This window comes from Devosia sp. CAU 1758 (assembly GCF_054482695.1).
The window spans coordinates 1-19,857 of the sequence record NZ_JBTLRJ010000006.1 but is presented as its reverse complement, the minus strand read 5'-3'; the positions used below and the strand labels follow the sequence as shown (position 1 = coordinate 19,857).

The following is a 19,857-nucleotide window of genomic DNA, read 5'->3' as shown; positions in this document are numbered from 1 at the left end:
CTCCTGACCTGAAATCGCTCCACCAGACAGATTTCGCATTTGGCCGGTCAGTATTCCACCAGCTTCTTGTCCGGATCATAGGGTTGGTCCTTGACCGTCTTGGTGACGGATTGCCCGCAGCGCATCTTCTTGGAGACCGCGTCATAGGCATAGGTCGGGCCGCCATGCAGCTGCCAGCCTTCCGAAAGCGCCTTGGTGACCTTGTGGCAGAAGGCGCTGTCATCCTCGCCCGAGAGGAAACGGTAGATCAGCATGCAAGTCCCCCATGTGCCGGCAGTGGCGTGCCGGTGATTGATCTTGTCGCGTCTTACAGCTAATCGAAGGATCATGCACAGCTTTCCTCAGCACCTGCTTGATGGCCACGCCAATTTCATGTCCGGACGCTATTCCCGGGAGAAAGAGCGCATTCGCGACCTGGCCGAGGTCGGGCAGAAGCCGACGACCATGATCATTGCCTGCTGCGACAGCCGCGCCGCGCCCGAGATGATCTTCGATTCGGGGCCGGGCGAACTGTTCGTGTTGCGCAACGTGGCCAATCTGGTTCCGACCTATCAGCCCGATGGTGGCCAGCACGGCACTTCGGCAGCCATCGAATTCGCCATCAAGGGCCTCAGCATCTCCAATATCGTGGTGATGGGCCATGGGCGCTGTGGCGGCATCAAGGCGGCGCTCGATCCCAATCTGGAACCGCTCGACAGCGGCGACTTCATCGGCAAGTGGATGAGCATGCTGGGCGAGCTGCCCGGCCAACTGGGGCAGAACACTCTCATGACCCCCACGGAGCGGCAGACCGCGCTGGAGCGGGTGTCCATCCGCAATTCCATCCGCAACCTGCGCACCTTCCCCTATGTTGCCGCGCTCGAGACCGAGGGCAAGCTGGCCGTCCACGGCGCCTGGTTTGACATTTCCACCGGCGAATTGTGGATCATGGACGCCAACGGCGACTTTATCCGCCCTGTGCTCTGATTTCGTCACGACGGGACGAGCGTTCTTGAAGTCGATCACTTGCGCGTGATCACCGGACCGGCATTTTGCCGCAAACTTGTACCTGCGCTGACGTAATCGTGAGCACTAAAGCCCGGTTTTATTCTCCGCTTCACCGCGCGGACGAATAGCCGCGACTCAAGAACGCCGGTTTCCCGGCCTTTCCGACCGCCCGCAAATCGTCGCGACATTTGTCCAGCAGCGCCAAGCTCAAGACCAGCGCCGGCCACATTGGGCCACGACTGTCTGGGTCGCGGGCCGCCAGTGAGCGGGTCGCCGGCAACGGACCCCTCCAATGCCGCTCCTTCCAAGTCAACATGGAGATACCCATGAAGAAGATCGTCCTGACGTCGCTGTTCGCCCTTGGCCTGTCCGGCGCCGCCATGGCCCAGGCGGCAACCGATTTTGTCTCGGTCGATACCGACGCAAGCGGTGGTGTGTCGCTGACCGAGGCCCAGCTGGCCTGGCCTGGTCTGACCGAAGAGGCCTTCGCCGCCGCCGATACCGATGGCAATGGCGAACTCTCCGCCGAGGAATACGAGGCTCATGTAGCCGCATCAGCGGCACCTGCAGCCCAGTAAGGCGCGCCGTCTGCCCCCAAGCGTCCACCGGCCAGTCGTTCGCGCCGGATGCTCACCTCCCTGTGGGGGCAGTCCAGCCAGCCACCTCAATCCCCCGGGGTGGCTGCCTCACATCAGAAATGGGGTGAAGACACCCCAAACAAGGAAACGATCAAAATGAAAAAGATTGCACTGGGCCTTGCTGCCCTCACCCTTTTTGCCGCGCCCGCCTTCGCCCAGGCGCCGCTCAATTTCGTCGATGTCGATAGTGATGCCAGCGGTGAGCTGAGCTTCACAGAATTGCAGGCCGTGTGGCCCGACCTCACCGAGGACGAGTTCAACACCGTCGATCTCGATATGAATGGCAGTCTCAGTGCCGACGAGCTCAGCGGGTTGCAGCCCAGCACGCTGCCTGCACCTGCGCCCCTCGATGGTGGCATGTCCGCGCCTGCTGTGCCCCTTGGTGACAACGAATCCCTGCTCGATACCACCGACTGACCTGCCAGGCCGCTCCCCTCCCCCGGGGAGTGGCCTTGCCGCGCTAATCGAGCCGGATCGGCGGTTCGCTCTTTCTCGCCTTGCGCAGTGTCACGATCAGCCCGCAGATCACCAAAAGGGCACCGAACACCTCGATGCGGGTAATGGTCTCGCCCAGCACCAGATAGCCCGACGCCAGCCCGGTGATCGGCACCAGAAGCGTGAATGGCGCCACGACAGAAGCGGGATGCTTGCCCAGGAGCCAGCTCCAGATGCCCCCACCCAAGAGCGTCGCGGGATAGGCGAGAAACGCGATCAGCCCCGCATCGGCCCATGAAAATTCGGCCATGGCGGAGGCAATGGCCGGCCAGCCTTCGGTGACCAGCGACAGGGCCAGCAATGGCAACGGCGCCGCCAGCACGCCCCAGACCGTGAACGAAACGGCATTGACCTTGCCCGCCTTCTTGGTCAGCACATTGGCCAGACCCCAGCTCAGCGCGGCCAGCAGCACCAGCAGCAGCGGCACCAGATTGGTCACTTGCAACCTTTCGGTGGCAATCACCGCAATCCCGGCAAAGGCAATGCCGGCGCCGATGATCTGGAAGCGGCTCGGCCTCTCCCCCAGCAGCACGAAGGCCATGACCATGGTGAAGAAGGCCTGGGTCTGCAGCACGAGGGAAGACAGGCCCGCCGACATGCCCCAGGCCATCCCCAGGTTGAGAAAGCCATAAAGCGCCACCCCGAAGGCCAGCCCGAAACTGGCCACGATCCACCAGGGTGCCTTGGGCGGCCGCACGAACAGCACCGCTGGAAAGGCCGCTGCCGCAAAGCGCAGCGCCGCCGCCAGGATCGGCGGCAGCGCCTCGACGCTCAGTTTGATGACCACGAAATTGAAGCCCCAGATGGCGACGACCAACAGGGCGAGGAGGATGTGGCGGAGGGGCATGGGGCACCGTCGTTGAAGAAAGGTTCCCTCACCCGCGTTGCGCGCGACCTCTCCCCCAGAGGGAGATGTTGAGAAGGAACCGACGCCGCAACGGCGCCACCTCTCCCTTGAAGAACAGGTCGGTCCAAAGAACCGGGTGAGGGGGCCTTACTCCTCCACCCGGCCCTGATCAAGCCGCCAGAGCGCGCGCCTTGAGACCCTTTTCAATCAGCGTCTCGGCGATCTGCACGGTATTGAGCGCCGCGCCCTTGCGCAGATTGTCGCTCACCACCCAGATAACCAGGCCATTTTCCACCGTATTGTCCTCGCGGATGCGGCTGACAAAGGTGTCGTATTCGCCCACCGTCTCGACCGGGGTCGCGTAGCCACCGGCTTCGCGCTTGTCGAGCACCGAAATACCCGGCGCCTCGCGCAGCGCATCCCGCGCTTCATCGGCGGAGATGGGGTTGGCGAACTCGATATTGACCGCCTCGGAATGGCCCACGAATACCGGTACCCGCACCGCCGTGCAGGTCACCTTGATCTTGGGATCGAGGATCTTCTTGGTTTCGGCCAGCACCTTCCACTCTTCCTTGGTGTAGCCATCCTCCATGAACACATCGATATGGGGAATGACATTGAAGGCGATCTGCTTGGGGAACTTGCCCGGCGTCGGGCTGTCATTGACGAAAATGCCCTTGGTCTGGTTCCACAGCTCGTCGACGCCTTCCTTGCCGGCGCCAGACACCGACTGATAGGTCGAAACGACAATACGGGTGATCTTGGCAAGGTCGTGCAGGGGCTTGAGTGCCACCACCAGCTGGGCGGTGGAACAATTGGGATTGGCGATGATGTTGCTGCGCTTGGGGTCGGCGAGCCAGCGATCGAGCACATGCGCGTTCACTTCCGGCACCACCAGCGGCACATCGGAATGATAGCGCCAATAGCTCGAATTATCGATGACGATGCAGCCCGAGGCGGCGATGCGCTGCGCCCAGTCCTTGGAAATACTGCCACCGGCCGACATGATAGCGAAATCGACGCCCTTGAAGTCGAAATCGTCGAGATTCCTGGCCTTCAGGATTTTGTCGCCATAGGAGATTTCCCGCCCGGTGGAACGGGACGAGGCGAGCGCGATCACCTCGTCGGCCGGAAACTTGCGTTCGGCCAGAATGTTGAGAACTTCGCGGCCCACATTGCCTGTGGCTCCGACGACAGCGACGCGATAACCCATGATGGAACTCCAGTCCCTTACCAACTCACCCCCGCGCGACGGCTAGCCCGTCGCGGTCCTGGTTTTGAGCCTCTCCCCGTCGGGAGAGCGACCCGGGGAAAAGCGTCAGGCGGTTTTGGTGGTTTTGGTCATGGCCAGCATGCCCCCGGCGAGAGGCCGGGTGGTGGCAAGAGCGGCGATAAGGCTGCTGTGGCTGCGCATGACGAACAATGCTTCCTATGAAAAGCAGGACTTCTCATACTGGGAAATAGGAAAAAGTCAATGAAGTTGCATTCGAGCGCTTCGGAGACGCCAAACCGTTCCCCGGACTTGATCCCGGGACCATTCCCGGCGCATACCGCGTGACAACAGGCCCTCGGGTCACGCCCGAGGGCGGCCCCGCGCTGTTGGATATGCCCGAACCGAGGACCAAAAATGCCCGACTTCGATGTAATCATTCTGGGTGCCGGCGCTGCCGGCATGATGGCGGGCATCGAGGCGGGCAAGCGCGGCCGCAAGGTTCTGGTGGTCGACCACGCCCGCGACCCCGGCGAAAAGATCCGCATTTCCGGCGGCGGGCGCTGCAATTTCACCAATGTGAATGCCAATCATGTGGCGGGGCGCGAGCGGTTCCTCAGCCACAATCCGCGCTTCGCTCTCTCGGCCCTGTCGCGCTACACCCCCGAAATGTTCATTGAACGGGTCAGGAAGCAGGGCATCGCGTTTCACGAAAAGACCCTGGGCCAGCTGTTCTGCGACGGGCCGGCCACCCAGATCGTCACCATGCTGACCAATGACCTGCGCGCTGCTGGCGCCACCACCTGGACCGGCCGCAGCATCGGCAGCGTCGAAAAGACCGCGGACGGCTTCGATGTCATGGTCGGCGACGGGCGGGTGACCACCACGAGCCTCGTCGTCGCCACAGGGGGAAAATCCATTCCCAAGATGGGCGCCACCGGTTTTGCCTATGACCTGGCGCGCCAGTTTGGCCTCAAGCTGACCGAAACCCGCCCGGCCCTTGTGCCTCTGACCTTCGAACCCGGCGCGCTCGAACAATTGAAACCCCTGGCTGGTGTATCCACCAATGCAGTGGTCGGCCATGGCAAGACCCGCTTCGAGGAGGCGCTGCTCTTTACCCATCGCGGCCTGTCCGGCCCGGCCATCCTCCAGATCTCGTCCTATTGGCGCGAGGGCGAGACCATTTCTGTCGACCTGTTGCCCGGCGAGGATGCGCTCGAATTCTTCCGTACCGCCCGCAAGGCGACACCGCGCCTGCACCTGCAGACCGTGCTCTCCGAAAAGCTGCCCAAGCGTCTCGCTCAATTGGTGGGTGATCTCATCGACCAGCCCGGCATGATCGGCGATTTTTCCGACAAGAAGCTGGCAGCCGCGGCCGAGCATGTGCAGCGCTGGAGCCTCAAGCCCGTTGGCTCGGAAGGCTACCGCACCGCCGAAGTGACCCTGGGCGGCATCGACACCACGGGCCTCGACGCAAAGTCCATGATGGCCCGCGACGTGCCGGGGCTGTTTTTCGTGGGGGAGGCGGTGGACGTCACTGGCTGGCTGGGCGGCTATAATTTCCAGTGGGCCTGGGCCTCGGGCTGGGCCGCAGGCCAGGCAGCCTAGAACCTCCAGCCGAAGCGCACGCCCATATTGGTCAGGCCGCGATTGTCAGCGCAGAGATTGGCATTGGAGGCGTGCTCGATCGTGGCCATGACCGAGGCATTGTCATTGATCATCACGCCAATGCTGGCCGATTCGCGGAACATCACCGAACAGCCCAGATTGCGCGCCGGATAGGCCGCTCCCGCCACCGCGCCATTATGGACGGCGCCGCCAAAGCTGGCTTCGACGAAGACCGGGCTGTCAAAGACCGGCACTGTCCAGGTGACGCCGCCATAGACCATGCTTTCCAGCCCGCCGAAATTGACTGTGGCGCCCAGATGCGGACGCACCACGCCCCAGCTGACCCATTGGGTAAGGCTGGGCACTTCGAACAGCATTTCGACATTGAGGTCCTGCACACGGGAGGTGTCGAAGACGCCGAAAAACGCACCCGGCTCGTCCACGCTATGGGCAAAGATGCCGCCGCGCACTTCTGACAGGGTAAGATCCTGCGCGCGCGCCGCCTGTGTCAGCGCCATCGCCACCACCAGTGCCAGGGTCCAGCCCGCAAGTATTGTCAGTTTCATCGCATCCGCTCTCCGCCTGCCGCGCATCTAGCACGCAGCACCCCCCGATCGGTCAAGGCCCTTTGTGCCGCTGGGACGCCAAACACAGTCTGCATGTAACAGGGTCCGGCGCGGTCCAGGATAATTATCGCTAACATGGCCTTGAGGACAATCTCGCCGCACAATTGCATTCCCGGGCCTTGACCTTTCGCCTTTCCATCGTGATCTACCGATGATCCATTGCCCTCGAAAGCCATTGCCATGCCCGCCCCCTTCGCCCTCTCGCTCCAGGATCTTGCCCCCATCGCCGAGGGGTCGACCACCCAGCAGGCCCTGGCCGAAACCGTGCGTCTGGCCGAAGAGGCCGATCGGTTGGGCTATTCGCGGCTCTGGTATGCCGAGCACCACGGCATGCCTTCCATTGCCTCTTCGGTTCCTGAAATCCTGATTGCCAGCGCCGCTGCGGCCACAAGCAACATCCGCATCGGCTCGGGCGGGGTCATGCTGCTCAACCATGCGCCGCTGCGCATTGCCGAGGCCTATCGAACGCTCGAAGCCCTCTATCCCGGCCGCATCGACCTCGGCTTGGGCCGCGCGCCCGGCGGCGATGGCTATGCCATGCGCGCGCTCCGCAGCGGCGGCGGCAAGGAATTTTCGGCGTATCTCTCCGAACTGATGGCCTTTGACGAGGAGAGCTTTCCCCCCGACCACCCCTATTCGCGCGTGCCCGTCTCGCCCGGCGGCATCACCCTGCCACCCAAATGGCTACTCGGCTCGTCCGGCGCCAGCGCCCAGGCCGCCGGACAACTGGGCTTCGGCTACGCCTTTGCCGCCCATTTCAGCCACACCCCCGCCGCGCCCGCCTTTGCCGCCTATCGCGAGGCTTTCCAGCCCAGCGCCGATTTCCCGGAACCGCGCACGATCCTCTGTCTCTCCGCCATCTGCGCCCCGACAGAGGAAGAGGCGAAATTTCTCGCCACCTCGCAGGCGGTGAGCTGGGCGCTGTTCGTCACCGGCGAACAGCGCCACCTGATGCCCCCCGAAGAGGCCTCTGTCCGCGTGCTGTCGCCGCAGCAGCAACAGGTCATCGAACACCAGTCGAGCCTGTGGCTGGTGGGCAATCCCGAGCAATTGGCGGAAACCATCACCGAAAAGGCCCGCGCCGCCAGGGCCGACGAGGTGATGATCACCACCACCATCCACTCCTATGCCCTACGCCGCCGGTCCTTTGCCCTGCTCGCCGAGGCCCTGGGCGTGGCAACGCGATAGCAGCAGCATGAATTTGTTAACGTCTCGTTTTGCCGGGGTGGTTAGAATAGCGCGCATCTGAGACCGGACTGATTATCCATGAGTGCCGCAGCCTTTGTGCTCGCCATAAACCTGTTTGTCGCGGGTATCTTTGCCACGGCATTCGGCGTCGTGGCGGCCTACCAACGCTCGGCCCTTGGCGCGCGCTGGCTGGCCCTGGCCTATAGCCTCGGCGTCCTCAATGTGGTGTTCGAGTTCATCCTGCCCTTCCAGGACGATCATCGCCTGGTCAGCTTCAGCATTTTCGCAATCTTCCTGTTCGCCCTGAGCGGCTGCGTGATCGGGATGGCGCATCATTACCGGCTGACCCCGCCCTGGCGTCTGCTCGCACTCGCAGTCGTCGCCTCGCTGCTGGTCAACATCGCCATTCTCGACATGCCGCGAGCCAGCTTTGCGCGCAATCTGCTGTATCAGGCGCCCTATGCGCTGGTGCAGGTCATTGCCCTCGCCGTGATTATGAGAAACCAGCGCAAGGGGCCGCTCGACATAGCGCTTATCGCGTTGTTCGCCCTCTCGGCGCTCCACTTCCTCGCCAAACCATTTCTCGCCATGGCCATCGGCTCCGGCGAAGCGCCCCAGGCCTATATCACCTCCACCTATGCCGCGGTGTCCCAAACCGTGGGCGCGGTACTGCTGATCACCAATGGCCTCTTGATGCTGCTCATCATCGTGCGCGACGTGATGGCGGATATGACGGCCCGCTCAGAGACCGACACCCTCTCGCAATTGCTCAATCGGCGGGGATTTGAGGATCGCGGCGACAAGGCCATGAACCTGGCCGCCCGGGCTGGCGTGCCGACGGTGATGGTCGTGGCCGACCTCGACCATTTCAAGCAGATCAACGACACATATGGTCACGCGACCGGCGACAAGGTCATCGCCAGCTTCGCCACCGTAATGCGCGATTGTGATACTCAGCACGCGGTGCTGGGGCGCCTGGGGGGCGAGGAATTTGCAATCCTTCTGCCGGGCGCCAATCTGGCCGCAGGCAAGCTCTATGCCGAAACCGTGCGCAATGCCTTCCGCAACCTGCCCTTCGACGCTACCGGCATCAGCGAACCGGCCACCGCATCGTTCGGCGTCGCCCAGCTCATGCCATTCGATCACCTGTCCGACCTGTTGCGGCGCGCCGATGCAGCTCTTTACCAGGCCAAGACCGATGGTCGCGACTGCGTCCGCATGGCCATGAGCGAACCGGCACGCCCGCTCTCTGCGGCGCGCCGGCGCGGCAATCTCAGTTCATGACCTGACGCGAAACCAGCTCACAATCGCCGGTCGGCTCAACCCGCAGGGCCAGCTGCTGCCGGTCCAGCTCTGCCAGCCAGGCCGTCCAGGAGACCGGGCTCATGCCGACATCCTCTCGCCCCTCCGCATTATGGGCAAAACGCAGCTTGAGCTGAGCGCGCTCATCCCCGAACCGGTCCCGCACACGGGCAATGGCCGGGCGGCCCTGCCGGTCATTGACCCAGTTCTGGATGTCCCGGTGCCGGATCAACATATGGGCTTGTGTCATGCGTGGCCTCCTCGCCGCAATCAACCTTGACGTTCACTTCGTGAAACCGAGCCAGTCCTCCACCGGTTCCCTGTTCACACGATCAATTTTGCGCCCATTCGGTGACGAGCCGATACTGCTCCATCTCCTCGGGCGACAAATAGTAAAGCCGGTCCGGCGGCGTCTCCAGCGCATGCAGCCAAAGGGCAGAATCGACCCCGCTCTCATTAAGGTGCCGGGTGATTTCCGCTGTTGCCAATTGCGCATCGGCCATGGCCACACCCGCAACGCTCAACGCATCCACCGTCGTTCCACTCAACGCTGCCGCATAGATCTGGTGCACGCCGATCGCCGCATCGCGCCCCGCAATCCGCTCCGTCCCGGACGCAAGGATCACCGGGCAGGACGAGGCGCATAGCTTGCCATCCCGCACTTCCGTCGATAACCCCCTTTCCAGGATCAGCCGACCAATTTCCAGGGCATCGTCCACCGAGCCGCCGGGGGAATCCAGCAGTACGGTTGACACATATTCGCCCCGCGCGGCGATTTCGTCTTCAAATCTTTGCGCTGCTCCCGGATCGATCGTGCCAGTGAGGCTGAGCTCACCATTGCTGCCCAGTTCGATGCGCAGCGGTTCGTCGAGAACTTCAGGCGCGGTGGTCAGCGCCGGACGCGCCCGCCCTCCGCCATCTTCGGTTGTCGCTGGCGGCAATATGGGTTGCGGGGCGAATGTCAGCGCCTCGGGCGCACCGGCGCTCAACTCGCGATAATCGACATAGAGCACCCCCATCGTTCCGGCCAGCAGCGTGAAGAAGGCGAAGCGCAGGATCGCGCCATCCTCGATCTGCGCCAGCTTGGCAATCATATGGCGATAGAATGGTCCCGCATCGCTCGCCGCGCGGGCATTGGCGTCACTCTTCATGCCGGGCGCGGTCCATCGCCACGCTTGCGCTGCGCGGCTTCGATCGGGGTCACGGTACCGTCCTCGGCGACAACCTTTTCCTCCACGGGCGAAGCGTCCGGGGCACCTCGTGCCTCTAACTCCTCGATCTGCGGCGCCAGCGCCGCAGCGGCCTCGCTGGCGCCCTCGGCTTCCATGCGCCGATAGAGCGCCATGGCCCGCAGCATTTCGGCGGCGGTAATGGTCTCGGCCTCCTTGAGGGTCTCGGCGTCGCGCCGCATGGCGTCATTGACGATCATCAGCACCAGCACCAGCACCACCGGCAGGAGGTCGATGGAAATGGCACCGGCCCAGGAGGGGATGAAATCACCCCAATAGCGGATGACGGCCTCGGCCGAAGACAGGGGGACGAAACGGCGCTGCTCAACCGCCGGCACAGCCAGGATCTCGTCGGCCGCCGCCACCAGCGCCGCCGATTGCGCATCCACCGAGGCCTGCACCGTTGCCATCACCTGGTTCTGCCGCATCGCCAGGTCGCCCACCCGCCCATCGGCCACCGGCGCAATGAATCCGGCCGAAAGATCGGTCGCGGCGCGCTTCACCGAGGCGGCGATATCGGTCTGCTCGAGCGCGGCGATGATGGCGGACAATTGTACTGCTTCGGCCTGGAAAGCGTCGGAACGCGGCTCGATCTGGCCCGGCGTTGACACCAGCTCACGCATGGTGGCGAGCCGCTCGGAACCCTGGGTGAAAAGCCCCGCCGCTTCTTCGCGCGAGCCCGAAATGGTGCCGGCCAACTGGGTCATCTGCGTGCTCATCTGGCTGAGAAGCTGCACCACGCTGCCCGAGCCCTGGGTGCCGGTCAGCGCCCCGCTGTCGCGCTCGTCCTGCGCCAGCGCCGCAAAACGCGCCGCGGCGCGTTCGACGTCCGGCAACAGGCTCTGGCTGGCCAATGCCTTGGCATGGGCATTGTCTAGGTCTTCGGCATAGCCTTGAAGCGTCACCGCCATATGCTGTTCCAGCGCAGCCGAGCCGGCCAGGGCCGCAGCATTGAGCCAGGAGCTCATCGCTACGATCATGACACAGCCGATCAGCATGGTGGCGAACAGCGCCAGACGCTGCACGCCGCTGATCACCAGCGGCAGGAAGCGCATCATATAGGTCCAGAAGGCATAGATCGCGACCGACACGGCGGCCGAATAGATGATGGCGGCAAAAAACACAAAGCTCGCCGACCCGTCGAGCAGCCCCCTGACCCCGAGATAAGTATAGACACCCGAGGCCAGCGCCAGCACGGCGAGCGCAAACCGGCTCATGGTTTCGACGCCGCGTGCGGTCTCATGCAGGCGGAAGGCATTCGGCTTGAGCTGCATGTGGGCCCCGACTTGTCCTGGCCCGCCACCGGGCCTTAACCTGAGGTTAACACAAGCATCCCGGCAGAATCGCGGCAGAGGGGAGCAAGGTTAATACCGGGCGATGACGTCTCGGTGAGCGCGCCCCTTGCGCCGGAGTGGCAAGCAGGTTTACCCACGTCCTGCACGATGAGGGAGCAAGTGATGACATCGAAAAAGATCCGCTGGGGCATTCTGTCCACCGCCAATATCGGCATGCAGAAGGTGACGCCGGCCATCCAGCTCTCCCCCAGTTCCGAAGTGGTCGCCATTGCCTCGCGCGATGCCGCAAAAGCCCGCGCCGCCGCCGATCAGCTCGGCATCGAAAAGGCCTATGGCTCCTATGAGGAGCTGTTTGCCGATCCCGACATCGACGCCATTTACAACCCCCTGCCCAATCATCTCCATGTGCCCATGACCCTGGCCGCCGCCCGCGCCGGCAAGCATGTTCTGTGCGAAAAGCCCATTGCTCTCAGCGCCGCGGAGGCCGAGCAATTGCGCGAAATTCCTCCCGGCATTGTCTTCATGGAAGCTTTCATGGTCCGCTTCCACCCGCAATGGCACCGCATGCGCGAGATCATCCGCTCTGGCGAACTGGGCGACATCCGCTCGATCAATGCAGTCTTCACCTACCACAATGTCGACCCCAACAATGTGCGCAACCAGGCCGATATCGGCGGCGGCGGCATCATGGATATCGGCTGCTACCCGATCACCGCCGCGCGCTATTTCTTCGAATGCGAACCCAGCCGCGTCGTCTCGCTGGTCGAGCGCGATCCCGCTTTCGGTACCGACCGGCTTGCCAGCGTCATGGCCGATTTCGGCGGCGGACGGCAATTGAGCTTTACCTGCTCGACCCAGGCCACCCCGCATCAGCGCGTGCAGATCTTCGGCACCAGGGCCAAGGCCGAGATCATTATTCCTTTCAACGCCCCGCCCGACGAGCGGACCGCCATTACCGTCGATATCGGCGCCCCCTTTGATGGCGGCCTGGCCCGCCGCGAAATCCTGCCCGTCTGCGACCAATATACCGCCCAGGCCGAGGCCTTTGCCCAGGCAGTCCTGGGCAAGACCCCGCTGCCCTATGGCGTGGACGATGCCATTGCCTCCATGCGGGTGATCGACGCCATTTTCGAGAGTGAGAAGACCGGCGCCTGGGCGCAGGTGGCGCGCTAGGAGGGTACAGCCGGCCCCACCAGCCGCGCGGACAACAGCATCAGGTCATCAGCCAGGGCCGGCGAGGCAATGCCCGCCTCCGCCACGCCCTTGGCGGCCGCCAGCAGCAGCAGGGCCAGGCGCTGCGGCTCCGCGGCACCAGCCGCCTGGAGGCACGCCGAGAGCTTGTCGGCGATGCAGCGGTTCGATGCGGCAAACAGCTCTTCCCCTTCATGATGGGCGGCAAACAGCTCATCCACATGGGCCGAACCGGCGACCGCCGCCGAGATCACCCCGAACTTGGCCGCCAGCGCCCGCCCGATGCGGTCCACCACCGGTCCGTCGCCGGCCAGCGCCGCATCGAAGGCCGCATGCTTGTCGCGCACCAATTGCTCCAGCAACGCCCCGAATACCGCATGCCTGTCGGCAAAATGGGCATAGAGCGTCGGCTTGGCGATCTGCGCCTCGCGGGCAATCGCCTCCATGGTGGTGGCTCGCAAGCCATTGCGCAGGAACAGTTTCCTGGCCGCAACCAGGATACGCTCCCGCTTTTCCAGCATGCGATCGGCACTGCCCGTCACGTTTCTCTCCGCGGCCCTATTGAACACATTGAACGATAGACGTATATTTCGTTCAGTTCAAGGAGTACCTCATGTCCCAGCCTGCGTCCGACACTGTTCTTCTCACCGGCATATCGGGTTTTCTCGGCGGTCATATTGCCCTCGCCCTGCTCAATGCCGGCTTCCATGTTCGCGGCAGTCTGCGCAATCTCAAGCGGGCCGACAAGGTGCGCGACACCCTGGCCCGCGCCGGCGCTGAGACAACCCGGCTCGATTTTGTCGAACTGGATCTGACCAGGGATGCGGGCTGGAACGAGGCCATGCAGGGTGCGCGCTATCTCCAGCACACAGCTTCGCCCTTCGTGCTCAAGATGCCCGATGACCGCAACGAGTTGATCGGCCCGGCCGTCGCCGGCACCGAGCGGGCTGTTAGCGCAGCCTTGCGCGCCGGGGTGGAGCGGATCGTCCTCACCTCCTCCATGGCCGCCATTGCCTATGGCCACGAAAGAACGCGCGATACGCTCTTTACCGCCAGCGACTGGACCCGGCTCGATGGCCGCCCCATCAATGCCTATGTCGAATCCAAGACCCGTGCCGAGCGCCGCGCCTGGGAGCTGATGGAAGAAGCCGGTCGTCGCGGCGACCTCGCCACCATCAATCCCAGCGCCATTTTTGGCCCCCTGCTCGATGAGGACCCCGGTACCTCGGCTATTCTGGTCAAGCGCATGCTCGACGGCTCGGTGCCAGCGGCCCCGCGTATCCCCGTGACGGCGATCGATGTGCGCGATGTCGCCGCCGCCCATGTCGCGGCCATGACCAGCCCCGAGGCGGGCGGCCAGCGCTTCCCCATGGCCGATGCACCGGTTTACTTCATCGAGGTCGCGCGGATCCTGCGGAGCCAATTCCCCGGTTACAGGATTCCGCGCCTGGAAATGCCAGACTGGGCCGTGCGGCTCTATGCCCTTTTCGACCGCGATGTACGCGGCAATCTTGGTGAACTCGGCTATGCCAAGCGCCTCGACTCCGGCCCCGCCATCGCCCTGCTTGGCCGTCCGCTGATCCCGACCCGCGATGCCCTCTTCGCCACCGCGCAAAGCCTGGTCGAACACAAGCTCGTCTGACATTGGGGGCGGGCGCAGATGCCATCACATCAACCCCGCCCCTCTTGCCGTTTGGCCCGATTCTGTCCATATACCGCCATGGTGCGGGGCTGTAGCTCAGTTGGGAGAGCGCGTCGTTCGCAATGACGAGGTCAGCGGTTCGATCCCGCTCAGCTCCACCATGCCACCCGATTCAATCCCCCTGTTCCATCCGTCCCGCCGCCCGGTCGAAACCCTGGGATATGGCTTCGCGCATGGCCAGCCGCGCCGCCGCGGGATCACGCTTGCCGATGGCGTCGGCAATGCGGCGATGCACGCCCACCGTTTCCGCCAGCGCCTCCGGATCATTGACCGGGGAAGAAATGGTGAAGGCTGCCGTCAGCGCCATTTCCACCAGCGCGCTGATCGACGCCATGAAGGGATTGCCTGAAGCCTCGGCCACCGCCTTGTGAAATTCTAGGTCATAGCGCGCGAAATCCGCCGGGGTTTCTGACCCCGCCATGCTGTCCACCCAGCCCATCAGGGCTGTGGCCTCGCCCGGTTCGGCGCGCTCCGCCGCCAGCGCCGCCGCTTCGATCTCGATGCCGATCCGCACTTCGGCAAGGCTTCGCAGGAAGGACACATCCGGCCCCAGTTCGAAGAACCAGGCCAGTACGTCCGCGTCGAACAGGTTCCAGCGATTGCGCGGCAGAACCCGTGTGCCGATCCGCGCCCTTGCCTCGATCAACCCCTTGGCCGCCAGGGTCTTGAGCGCCTCCCGCAACACGGTGCGCGACACGCCGAACCGCTCCAGCATTTCGCTGTCCGAGGGCAGGATGGCCCCCTCTGCATAAGTGCCCGAGACCACGGCCAGGCCCAGCGCCCACAAGACGTCCGAATGCAGGTTGCGGGCCGGATTGCGTCCGGAAAGCGACGCGATCAGATCGCCCGAATGCCGTGCGCGTCCACCCGATCTATCCATGCCCGAGATGCTCCAACCTGATTGCAATCGAACTAACCACAGGCTCATTAGTATGACAATAAGACGAAGCTGCGCCGGACTGGACAGAGCCCGATCCGTCGCGCCATGGTGCCGGCCACCAGACCGGATTCGCTTCAAGGATGCATAGCATGATCAGCCCAGCCACCATCGACAAAGTGCTTTCCGCCGTCGATTCGGGGCTTGATCAAAGCCTGGATCGGCTGTTCCACCTCTTGCGCATCAAGTCCATCTCCACCGATCCGGCCTATGCCGCCGAATGCCGGAAAGCCGCCGACTGGATTGCCGGCGAACTTGATGGCCTGGGTTTCGATGCTGCGGCGCGCCCGACGCCGGGCCATCCGGTGGTTGTGGCCCATGGTCCCGAACAGCCCGGCACCCATGTGCTGTTCTACGCCCATTACGATGTGCAGCCCGTCGATCCGCTCAACCTCTGGGACACCGATCCCTTCGAGCCGCAGATCCGGGAAAAGGACGGGCGGAAAGTGATCGTGGCGCGCGGCGCCTCCGACGACAAGGGCCAGATGATGACCTTCATCGAGGCCTGCCGCGCCTGGAAGGCCGCCACTGGCGCACTCCCCATCCGCATCTCGCTGATGCTCGAGGGCGAGGAAGAATCCGGCGGCAAGAACCTGCCGCCCTTCATGCGCGAGCATGCCGATGAACTGAAAGCAGACATAGCGCTGGTCTGCGACACCGACATGTGGGATCGCCAGACGCCCTCCATCACCACCATGCTGCGCGGCATGGTCGCCGAAGAAGTGGAAATCACTGCCGCCAACAAGGACCTGCATTCAGGAATGTTCGGCAATGCCGCCCGAAATCCCAATCAGGTGCTGGCCGAAATCATCGCCAGCCTGCGCGCCCCTGACGGCTCGGTGACCGTGCCCGGCTTTTACGACGACGTGGCCGAAATCTCGCCCGAACTCAAAGCTCAATGGGCCGGCCTTGGCTTTGACGACAAGGCATTCCTTGGCGAAGCGGGCCTTTCGTCCCCCGCCGGCGAGCAGGACCGCAGCGTCCTCGAAATGCTCTGGGCCCGCCCCACCTGCGAAATCAACGGCATGATCGGGGGCTATACCGGCGACGGCTTCAAGACTGTCATTCCGGCCAAGGCTTCGGCAAAGATATCATTCCGACTGGTCTCGGGCATGCAGCCTGACAAAATCCGCGCCGCCTTCCGCGCCCATGTCGAAAAAATGATCCCGCCCGATTGCTCGGTGAAATTCACGGCTCACGGTGGATCGCCGGCCATCACCGTGCCGGCCGATGGCGCGCATCTGCGCCTTGCCCTCAAAGGCCTCTCGGACGAATGGAACAAGCCTGCAGTAATCACCGGCTCGGGTGGTTCAATCCCGGTTGCGGGGGATTTCAAGTCCATCCTCGGGCTCGACACCCTGCTGATCGGCTTTGCCCATGTGGACGACCAGATCCACTCGCCCAACGAGAAATACGATCTTGAGAGCTTCCATCGCGGCATCCGGAGCTGGGTCCGGGTGCTGGGGGCGCTGGCGGATTAACACTGGGGCATTGGCGCCCACCGCCTGTCATCCTCGCCTACGCGGCGGTGCCGATCAGCGTAGCGCCCTCAGGCAAGCACCAGCGCCACAATCGCCAGCACTGCCGGCACGGTCTGGATGAACAATATCTTGCGGCTCTTCGCAGTCGCAGCCCCGAAAATCCCCGCAACCGCCGCGCAACTGAGGAAAAACAGGGCAATCTGCCAGCGCGTGGCTGGATCGGGATGCACAAGACTCCAGATCAACCCGGCTGCCAGAAACCCGTTATAAAGCCCCTGATTGGCTGCAAGCACCTTCGTCTCGCGGGCAAATTCCGGCGTCATCCCAAAGGCCTTGCGGCCGCGCGGCGTGTCCCACCAAACCATTTCGAGCAGCATGATATAGACGTGGATCAGTGCCACGAGCGCAATGAGCACGAAGGCAATGGCATCCATCATGCCTCCACCGCCACGTCCAGCGCCAGCTCGACCATGTCCTTGAGCGAGGTCTGCCGCGCCTCGGCGTCGATCTCCTCATGGGTGATAAGGCAATCGGTCATGGTGCAGATGGTCAGCGCCTTGACCCCGAACCGCGCCGCCAACGTATAGAGCGCCGCCGCCTCCATCTCGACCCCGATGACCCCGTGATCGGGCAGCTTGTCATACCCGGCAAAGCCGTCTTCATGGTAGAAGATGTCGGACGAAAGCATATTGCCCGCATGGTAGCGCAGCCCCCTGGCATCGGCCTTGTCGGCGGCCGAGCGCAACAGGCCGAAATCGGCAATCGGCGCAAAATTGAACGCCCCGAACCGCCCCTTGACAATGGACGAGTCCGTAGAGGCGCCCTGCGCCAGGATCACGTCGCGCACTTTCACATTTGCATTCAAGCCCCCGCAGGTGCCCACGCGGATGAGCGACTTGACCCCATAGACATTGATCAGTTCATGCACATAGATCGCCAGCGACGGCTGCCCCATGCCGGAGGCCTGCACCGAAACCGGCCTGCCCTTCCAGCTGCCGGTATAGCCAAGGCAATTGCGCACCGAATTGACCACTTTCGGGTTCTCGAAAAACGTCTCGGCAATCCATTTGGCGCGCAGCGGATCGCCCGGCAGCAAGACCGCTTCGGCATAGTCGCCCGGCTTGGCGTGGTTGTGCGGGGTGGTCATGGCGCGTTTCCTTTGTCCTTCTGGTCAAATCATTGCCATCGGGACGCTGGCTTGACAACATCGCGAGCGGAACGCTTGCACCGCGACCCGCATTTGCCCTTGATGCAACAATGGCGACGCCCGATGCCCGAAAAGATCGAAGCCAAGGTCACCCACCGCTTCCCGGCTCCCCCCGACCGCGTCTTTGACGCCTTTGTCGATCCGGCCCTCGTCCGACTCTGGCAGGAGGCCTGGCTCAACCACCATGGCGGCAAGGGCGAAATCACCGGTTTCAGCTACGACCCGCAAATGGGCGGCCAATACCGCATCGAGGGGGTACGGGACGGCGAACAATCGCAAAGCTGGGGCACTTTTCTCGCGCTCGATCGCCCCACCAGGGTCAGCTACACCTTCCTTGTCGACCAGAGCGAGGAAGATGATCCCTCCCTTGTCACCATCATCATCGAACCCGAACCCGGCGGCAACGGCGCCATCGTCACCCTCTACAACGAGATGGGTGCCGAATGGGCCGATTGGCTGCCCCAGACCGAGCGCGCCTGGATGAACATGCTCGACGCCATCGACATGACGCTGCGCCTGAACGCTTGACGCCGGCGCCACAGGGCCTCATTTACGGCCCGCCGCAATCTGGAGGCATGGAACAAATGGTCGCAAAGATTTTCATCGATGGCGAAGCTGGAACCACGGGTCTGCAGATCCGCGAGCGCCTGGCCGGTCGCAGCGACCTCGAAGTCATTTCCATCGCCCATGACAAGCGCAAGGACCAGGACGAACGCAAGCGCCTGCTCAACGCGGCAGACGTCGCCATCCTCTGCCTGCCCGATGACGCGGCAAGGGAAAGCGTGGCGCTGATCGAGAATGACACCACCCGCGTTATCGACGCCTCCACGGCCCATCGGACCGCCGAGGGCTGGGCCTATGGCTTTGCCGAAATGGATATCGGCCAGACCGACGAGATCGCCAAGGCCCGCTATGTCGCCAATCCCGGCTGCTGGCCGCAGGGGCTCATCGCCGCCGCGCGGCCGCTGGTCGAGGCACGACTGCTGCCCGGCGACTACCCGCTCACCTATCACGGCATTTCCGGCTATTCCGGCGGCGGACGGCAGATGATCGAGGAATACGAGGCGCCTGGAGCATCTCCCAGCCAGTTCATGCCCTACGCCCTCACCTTCCAGCACAAGCACCTGCCCGAAATGGCGCTTTACGCCAAGCTCAACCGCGCGCCGCTGTTCGAGCCGGTGGTCGGCAATTTCGCGCAAGGCATGACGACGTCCCTGCCGGTCCACACCGACATGGTCGCCGATATCCCCACCGGCAAGGACCTCCATGCGGCCCTCTCCGATTTCTACGCAGCCATTCCCGATAGCTTCGTCCGTGTCGCTCCCTATGACGCATCGCTCGCCAAAACTCCGGCGCTCGACCCGCAGGCGCATAACGGCACCAACACCATGACCCTCTTTGTCTTCGCCAATGACGCGGCCAACCAGGCCGTTATCTGCGCGGTTTATGACAATCTGGGCAAGGGTGCTTCCGGCGCGGCGGTGCAGAACCTCAACATCATGCTGGGTGTTGGTGCGAGAGAAAGTCTCGCGGCCTGATCTGCGTGACAGGCGGACCGGACATCAGCTCTGGCCGCTACCACCAACACCGACCGTCACCCCCGGCCTTGAGCCGAGGGCTCCGCGCTTGATGTCTGGAACGGGGTGGTTTGCGGACTGGCGGCTTGTGGGCAGTCACTCAGAAAAGCTGACCTCGATGATGCGAATCGCGGTCAAGCGGAGGGCGATGTCTTTAACATCACCACCTATTCTCCAGCCACCTGAGTGGGGACGCAATGGAAATCAAAGGTAAGGGGCGGGTTCCCCGCAGACCCCGGTCGTGGACTGTTAAACCCTAGTCCGCGGATGTCGGGGTGCGCGAAGTTTGTCAGCGGTCCTGCGACCGCCTCGCATCAACTTACACCCCTTTTCGTGC

22 protein-coding genes and 1 tRNA gene are annotated in these 19,857 nt (G+C 63.4%); 12 read left to right on the top strand and 11 right to left on the bottom strand.

What is annotated here, in order from left to right; all coding sequences use genetic code 11:
* Window positions 1–47 precede the first annotated feature (47 nt).
* A complete protein-coding gene (locus ACXYMS_RS17145; protein WP_458908257.1) occupies window positions 48–254 on the bottom strand; it encodes a DUF1737 domain-containing protein in 207 nt (68 codons plus the stop codon).
* A 73-nt stretch (window positions 255–327) separates the two neighbouring features.
* Here ACXYMS_RS17145 and ACXYMS_RS17140 point away from each other — a divergent pair, with 73 nt between their 5' ends.
* The 3 genes from ACXYMS_RS17140 (at window position 328) to ACXYMS_RS17130 (ending at window position 2,042) form a co-directional block, all read left to right on the top strand.
* Window positions 328–966: a carbonic anhydrase gene (locus tag ACXYMS_RS17140; protein ID WP_458908047.1), complete on the top strand. Its 639-nt coding sequence runs from the start codon at window positions 328–330 to the stop codon at window positions 964–966.
* A gap of 347 nt (window positions 967–1,313) precedes the next feature.
* The gene (locus ACXYMS_RS17135; RefSeq protein WP_458908045.1) at window positions 1,314–1,565 is read left to right on the top strand and encodes an EF-hand domain-containing protein; all 252 of its coding nucleotides are present in this window, start codon (window positions 1,314–1,316) and stop codon (window positions 1,563–1,565) included.
* A gap of 156 nt (window positions 1,566–1,721) precedes the next feature.
* On the top strand, window positions 1,722–2,042 hold the full coding sequence (locus ACXYMS_RS17130; protein ID WP_458908044.1) for a hypothetical protein: 321 nt from the start codon (window positions 1,722–1,724) through the stop codon (window positions 2,040–2,042).
* A gap of 43 nt (window positions 2,043–2,085) precedes the next feature.
* Here ACXYMS_RS17130 and ACXYMS_RS17125 read toward each other — a convergent pair whose 3' ends face one another.
* Window positions 2,086–2,967, bottom strand: a complete 882-nt coding sequence (locus ACXYMS_RS17125) for an EamA family transporter (protein WP_458908043.1) — start codon at window positions 2,965–2,967, stop codon at window positions 2,086–2,088.
* A gap of 169 nt (window positions 2,968–3,136) precedes the next feature.
* Window positions 3,137–4,180: an aspartate-semialdehyde dehydrogenase gene (locus ACXYMS_RS17120; protein ID WP_458908042.1), complete on the bottom strand. Its 1,044-nt coding sequence runs from the start codon at window positions 4,178–4,180 to the stop codon at window positions 3,137–3,139.
* Window positions 4,181–4,594: 414 nt separating this feature from the next.
* Between ACXYMS_RS17120 and ACXYMS_RS17115 the strand changes: the two genes are divergently transcribed.
* Window positions 4,595–5,785: a BaiN/RdsA family NAD(P)/FAD-dependent oxidoreductase gene (locus ACXYMS_RS17115; RefSeq protein WP_458908041.1), complete on the top strand. Its 1,191-nt coding sequence runs from the start codon at window positions 4,595–4,597 to the stop codon at window positions 5,783–5,785.
* On the opposite strand, the gene ACXYMS_RS17110 is transcribed toward ACXYMS_RS17115, so the two are convergent.
* A complete protein-coding gene (locus ACXYMS_RS17110; RefSeq protein ID WP_458908040.1) occupies window positions 5,782–6,351 on the bottom strand; it encodes an acyloxyacyl hydrolase in 570 nt (189 codons plus the stop codon). The genes ACXYMS_RS17115 and ACXYMS_RS17110 overlap by 4 nt on opposite strands.
* A 240-nt stretch (window positions 6,352–6,591) precedes the next feature.
* Between ACXYMS_RS17110 and ACXYMS_RS17105 the strand changes: the two genes are divergently transcribed.
* Window positions 6,592–7,599 carry an LLM class flavin-dependent oxidoreductase gene (locus ACXYMS_RS17105; protein ID WP_458908039.1) on the top strand — a complete coding sequence of 336 codons (1,008 nt, stop codon included), beginning with the start codon at window positions 6,592–6,594 and terminating at the stop codon, window positions 7,597–7,599.
* A 78-nt stretch (window positions 7,600–7,677) separates the two neighbouring features.
* Entirely contained in the window at window positions 7,678–8,883 is a 1,206-nt protein-coding gene (locus ACXYMS_RS17100; protein WP_458908038.1) for a GGDEF domain-containing protein, read from the top strand.
* Here the strand turns inward: ACXYMS_RS17100 and ACXYMS_RS17095 are convergent.
* From ACXYMS_RS17095 to ACXYMS_RS17085, 3 genes are all read right to left on the bottom strand, one after another.
* Window positions 8,873–9,151, bottom strand: coding sequence for a hypothetical protein (locus ACXYMS_RS17095; protein WP_458908037.1), 279 nt, complete (start codon window positions 9,149–9,151; stop codon window positions 8,873–8,875). The two genes, ACXYMS_RS17100 and ACXYMS_RS17095, sit on opposite strands and share 11 nt — an antisense overlap.
* 82 nt (window positions 9,152–9,233) lie before the next feature.
* Entirely contained in the window at window positions 9,234–10,052 is an 819-nt protein-coding gene (locus ACXYMS_RS17090) for a COG3904 family protein (RefSeq protein ID WP_458908036.1), read from the bottom strand.
* Complete coding sequence (locus ACXYMS_RS17085) at window positions 10,049–11,404, bottom strand: hypothetical protein (RefSeq protein ID WP_458908034.1); 1,356 nt, start codon at window positions 11,402–11,404, stop codon at window positions 10,049–10,051. The genes ACXYMS_RS17090 and ACXYMS_RS17085 overlap by 4 nt, the downstream gene beginning before the upstream one ends.
* A 183-nt stretch (window positions 11,405–11,587) precedes the next feature.
* Here ACXYMS_RS17085 and ACXYMS_RS17080 point away from each other — a divergent pair, with 183 nt between their 5' ends.
* On the top strand, window positions 11,588–12,598 hold the full coding sequence (locus tag ACXYMS_RS17080; RefSeq protein WP_458908033.1) for a Gfo/Idh/MocA family protein: 1,011 nt from the start codon (window positions 11,588–11,590) through the stop codon (window positions 12,596–12,598).
* Here ACXYMS_RS17080 and ACXYMS_RS17075 read toward each other — a convergent pair.
* Window positions 12,595–13,158, bottom strand: a complete 564-nt coding sequence (locus tag ACXYMS_RS17075) for a TetR/AcrR family transcriptional regulator (protein ID WP_458908032.1) — start codon at window positions 13,156–13,158, stop codon at window positions 12,595–12,597. The two genes, ACXYMS_RS17080 and ACXYMS_RS17075, sit on opposite strands and share 4 nt — an antisense overlap.
* A gap of 71 nt (window positions 13,159–13,229) precedes the next feature.
* Here ACXYMS_RS17075 and ACXYMS_RS17070 point away from each other — a divergent pair, with 71 nt between their 5' ends.
* Together ACXYMS_RS17070 and ACXYMS_RS17065 are read left to right on the top strand one after the other, a co-directional pair.
* Window positions 13,230–14,258 (top strand): SDR family oxidoreductase, encoded by a 1,029-nt coding sequence (locus ACXYMS_RS17070; RefSeq protein WP_458908031.1) that lies wholly within the window; start codon window positions 13,230–13,232, stop codon window positions 14,256–14,258.
* Window positions 14,259–14,343: 85 nt separating this feature from the next.
* Window positions 14,344–14,419: transfer RNA gene (locus ACXYMS_RS17065), tRNA-Ala, on the top strand.
* Between the two features lie 11 nt (window positions 14,420–14,430).
* On the opposite strand, the gene ACXYMS_RS17060 is transcribed toward ACXYMS_RS17065, so the two are convergent.
* On the bottom strand, window positions 14,431–15,198 hold the full coding sequence (locus tag ACXYMS_RS17060; RefSeq protein WP_458908030.1) for a FadR/GntR family transcriptional regulator: 768 nt from the start codon (window positions 15,196–15,198) through the stop codon (window positions 14,431–14,433).
* Window positions 15,199–15,347: 149 nt separating this feature from the next.
* On the opposite strand from ACXYMS_RS17060, the gene ACXYMS_RS17055 reads away from it, so the two are divergent.
* A complete protein-coding gene (locus tag ACXYMS_RS17055; protein ID WP_458908029.1) occupies window positions 15,348–16,736 on the top strand; it encodes a M20/M25/M40 family metallo-hydrolase in 1,389 nt (462 codons plus the stop codon).
* Between the two features lie 68 nt (window positions 16,737–16,804).
* Here ACXYMS_RS17055 and ACXYMS_RS17050 read toward each other — a convergent pair whose 3' ends face one another.
* Together ACXYMS_RS17050 and deoD are read right to left on the bottom strand one after the other, a co-directional pair.
* Complete coding sequence (locus ACXYMS_RS17050; protein WP_458908028.1) at window positions 16,805–17,170, bottom strand: DUF1304 domain-containing protein; 366 nt, start codon at window positions 17,168–17,170, stop codon at window positions 16,805–16,807.
* A complete protein-coding gene (deoD, locus tag ACXYMS_RS17045; protein ID WP_458908027.1) occupies window positions 17,170–17,883 on the bottom strand; it encodes a purine-nucleoside phosphorylase in 714 nt (237 codons plus the stop codon). The genes ACXYMS_RS17050 and deoD overlap by 1 nt, the downstream gene beginning before the upstream one ends.
* A gap of 123 nt (window positions 17,884–18,006) precedes the next feature.
* Here deoD and ACXYMS_RS17040 point away from each other — a divergent pair, with 123 nt between their 5' ends.
* Both ACXYMS_RS17040 and argC read left to right on the top strand, forming a co-directional pair.
* Entirely contained in the window at window positions 18,007–18,471 is a 465-nt protein-coding gene (locus ACXYMS_RS17040) for an SRPBCC family protein (protein WP_458908026.1), read from the top strand.
* A 56-nt stretch (window positions 18,472–18,527) separates the two neighbouring features.
* On the top strand, window positions 18,528–19,481 hold the full coding sequence (gene argC / locus ACXYMS_RS17035; RefSeq protein WP_458908025.1) for an N-acetyl-gamma-glutamyl-phosphate reductase: 954 nt from the start codon (window positions 18,528–18,530) through the stop codon (window positions 19,479–19,481).
* Window positions 19,482–19,857 lie beyond the last annotated feature (376 nt).

Excerpts from the sequence above, each read along its gene's own strand:
- ACXYMS_RS17145 (WP_458908257.1), bottom strand. The coding sequence starts at position 254 with ATGCTGATCTACCGTTTCCTCTCGGGCGAGGATGACAGCGCCTTCTGC.
- ACXYMS_RS17140 (WP_458908047.1), top strand. The coding sequence starts at position 328 with ATGCACAGCTTTCCTCAGCACCTGCTTGATGGCCACGCCAATTTCATG.
- ACXYMS_RS17135 (WP_458908045.1), top strand. The coding sequence starts at position 1,314 with ATGAAGAAGATCGTCCTGACGTCGCTGTTCGCCCTTGGCCTGTCCGGC.
- ACXYMS_RS17130 (WP_458908044.1), top strand. The coding sequence starts at position 1,722 with ATGAAAAAGATTGCACTGGGCCTTGCTGCCCTCACCCTTTTTGCCGCG.
- ACXYMS_RS17125 (WP_458908043.1), bottom strand. The coding sequence starts at position 2,967 with ATGCCCCTCCGCCACATCCTCCTCGCCCTGTTGGTCGTCGCCATCTGG.
- ACXYMS_RS17120 (WP_458908042.1), bottom strand. The coding sequence starts at position 4,180 with ATGGGTTATCGCGTCGCTGTCGTCGGAGCCACAGGCAATGTGGGCCGC.
- ACXYMS_RS17115 (WP_458908041.1), top strand. The coding sequence starts at position 4,595 with ATGCCCGACTTCGATGTAATCATTCTGGGTGCCGGCGCTGCCGGCATG.
- ACXYMS_RS17110 (WP_458908040.1), bottom strand. The coding sequence starts at position 6,351 with ATGAAACTGACAATACTTGCGGGCTGGACCCTGGCACTGGTGGTGGCG.
- ACXYMS_RS17105 (WP_458908039.1), top strand. The coding sequence starts at position 6,592 with ATGCCCGCCCCCTTCGCCCTCTCGCTCCAGGATCTTGCCCCCATCGCC.
- ACXYMS_RS17100 (WP_458908038.1), top strand. The coding sequence starts at position 7,678 with ATGAGTGCCGCAGCCTTTGTGCTCGCCATAAACCTGTTTGTCGCGGGT.
- ACXYMS_RS17095 (WP_458908037.1), bottom strand. The coding sequence starts at position 9,151 with ATGACACAAGCCCATATGTTGATCCGGCACCGGGACATCCAGAACTGG.
- ACXYMS_RS17090 (WP_458908036.1), bottom strand. The coding sequence starts at position 10,052 with ATGAAGAGTGACGCCAATGCCCGCGCGGCGAGCGATGCGGGACCATTC.
- ACXYMS_RS17085 (WP_458908034.1), bottom strand. The coding sequence starts at position 11,404 with ATGCAGCTCAAGCCGAATGCCTTCCGCCTGCATGAGACCGCACGCGGC.
- ACXYMS_RS17080 (WP_458908033.1), top strand. The coding sequence starts at position 11,588 with ATGACATCGAAAAAGATCCGCTGGGGCATTCTGTCCACCGCCAATATC.
- ACXYMS_RS17070 (WP_458908031.1), top strand. The coding sequence starts at position 13,230 with ATGTCCCAGCCTGCGTCCGACACTGTTCTTCTCACCGGCATATCGGGT.
- ACXYMS_RS17060 (WP_458908030.1), bottom strand. The coding sequence starts at position 15,198 with ATGGATAGATCGGGTGGACGCGCACGGCATTCGGGCGATCTGATCGCG.
- ACXYMS_RS17055 (WP_458908029.1), top strand. The coding sequence starts at position 15,348 with ATGATCAGCCCAGCCACCATCGACAAAGTGCTTTCCGCCGTCGATTCG.
- ACXYMS_RS17050 (WP_458908028.1), bottom strand. The coding sequence starts at position 17,170 with ATGGATGCCATTGCCTTCGTGCTCATTGCGCTCGTGGCACTGATCCAC.
- deoD (WP_458908027.1), bottom strand. The coding sequence starts at position 17,883 with ATGACCACCCCGCACAACCACGCCAAGCCGGGCGACTATGCCGAAGCG.
- ACXYMS_RS17040 (WP_458908026.1), top strand. The coding sequence starts at position 18,007 with ATGCCCGAAAAGATCGAAGCCAAGGTCACCCACCGCTTCCCGGCTCCC.
- argC (WP_458908025.1), top strand. The coding sequence starts at position 18,528 with ATGGTCGCAAAGATTTTCATCGATGGCGAAGCTGGAACCACGGGTCTG.